This is a genomic window from Corallococcus sp. CA053C (assembly GCF_003611675.1).
Classification (GTDB): Bacteria; Myxococcota; Myxococcia; order Myxococcales; family Myxococcaceae; genus Corallococcus.
In genome coordinates this window covers 1-1,430 of the sequence record NZ_RAWA01000771.1, presented here as the reverse complement: position 1 = coordinate 1,430, position 1,430 = coordinate 1, and the positions used below count along the sequence as shown (strand labels likewise).

1 protein-coding gene is annotated in these 1,430 nt (G+C 71.7%); it reads left to right on the top strand.

The window, feature by feature from the left end; all coding sequences use genetic code 11:
- Positions 1–1,403, top strand: a 1,403-nt coding sequence (locus D7V97_RS43005; RefSeq protein ID WP_147445261.1) for an AgmX/PglI C-terminal domain-containing protein, incomplete at its 5' end; no start/stop codon positions are given.
- Between the last annotated feature and the right edge of the window lie 27 nt (positions 1,404–1,430).

Here is a 1,430-nt window from a genome sequence, read left to right as displayed (position 1 = left end):
GCCCGCTCCTGCGCGAGTCGCCCCCGGCCACCCGCCCCACGCACGCGCCGAAGATCGGCCCGGGCAGGAAGGGCGCCGCACAGCTCTACCTGGAGCTGTACTGGGGCGCCGTGCGCCGCGACGCGCGCCGCTTCGCCCCGGACGCGAAGAAGCCCGTCAAGGCGGCCCTGGAAGAGCTGGCCCCCATGCCGCTCTGGGGCTTCACCCTCCCCGAGGGTGACGACTTCACGCTCGCCGAAGCCGTCAACGGCAACTACCGCCTCTTCGTGCCCCCCGGCACCGACGTGGAGAAGGCCAGCGCCGACGGCCGCTTCGCCCCCGTCACCTCCGCGGCGCTCGAGTCCGACGGCAGCCGCCGCTTCGTCACGCTGCGCGAAGGCGTCGCGGCCCGCTTCACGCAGGGCAAGATGTCGCTCGTCGCCTACGCGGCGCCCATGCCCGAGCGCATCTTCGTCAACCCGCTCAAGGGCCTGCCCTGGCTGACCCTCTTCTTCCTCGCCATCTTCGGCGGCGGCCTGGGCTACTTCATCGCCACCGCGCCCGAGGGCCCGGCGACCGCGGACTTCACCCAGAAGAACCTGCCCCCGGTGGCGCTGCGCCTCATCGCGCCCGAGCCCAAGAAGAAGGAAGAGGCCAAGAAGAAGCTGGAGGCGCTCAAGAAGAAGGAGCCCGCCAAGGACAAGCCCGTCGTCGCGGAGAAGGCCCCGCCCAAGCCCGTGAAGCAGGCCCCGCCTCCCAAGGCCGTGGCCGCCGCGCCGGAGAACAAGGTCATGAAGGCGCTCGCGAAGCTGTCCGCCGCCGGCCCCGCCGCCAACGACCTGCTGGCCGCCGTGGACAAGATGGGCAGCGGCCCGGGCAACAAGAACGTCAAGCAGACCAACTACAAGCTCTCCGGGCTCATCGGCAAGGCGCCCATCGCCAACGCGGGCCTGGGCACCTTCGGCCTGGGCGGCGGCGGCAAGGGCGGCGGCGCCACGCTGGGCGCGGAGCTCCTGCGCGGCAAGGGCGGCGGCGGCATCGGCGCGCTGGGCGCGGGCGGCGTGGGCAAGGGCGCGGTCGGCGGCACCGTCACGCGCGCCACCGCGCGCAGCATCTCCTCCACCCAGGGCACCGTGGACCGTGAGGCCGTGGCCAAGGTCATCAACAGCCACCTCAACGAGGTGCACGGCTGCTATGAACGCGCGCTGCTCAAGGACCCGGGGCTGGCCGGCAAGGTCGTGCTGGAGTGGAGCATCGGGCTCAATGGCCGTGTCGCCTCCGCGAAGACGAAGTCCTCCACCCTGCGCAACGCCTCCGTCGAAGCGTGCATCCTCAGCAGCCTGAAGGGCTGGCAGTTCCCCACCCCCAAGGGCGGCCTCGTCATCATCACGTATCCGTTCCTCTTCAACTCGGTCGGCTACTGACGCGGGGCTTTCACCCCCACCCCCGTC